The 252-nt window shown below is 72.2% G+C and carries 1 protein-coding gene; it reads left to right on the forward strand.

Annotated elements, in window-relative coordinates:
• Nucleotides 1–252 (forward strand): hypothetical protein (locus tag RB628_RS42115; RefSeq protein WP_318325855.1); only part of this gene is annotated, 252 nt, incomplete at both ends.

Raw genomic sequence — 252 nt, forward strand, 5'->3', positions numbered from 1 at the left:
TCACTTTCCTGGCCTACTGGCTGGAAGAGCCGCGTGACGTGGGCACTCTTCAGCTGGCAGTGGCGATCCTGGGCGTCGTGGTGCTGAACGCCGCCATCGGCTTCGCGCAGGAGTACTCGGCCGAGCGGACGGCCCAGGCGCTGGAGGCCATGGTGCCCCACGCCTGCCGGGTGCTGCGCGACGGCAGGCGGCTGGATGTGCCCGCCCGGGACCTGGTGCCGGGCGACGTGGTGGTGCTGGAGGCCGGGGACG

This window comes from Streptomyces sp. ADMS (assembly GCF_033441795.1).
GTDB lineage: Bacteria > Actinomycetota > Actinomycetes > Streptomycetales > Streptomycetaceae > Streptomyces.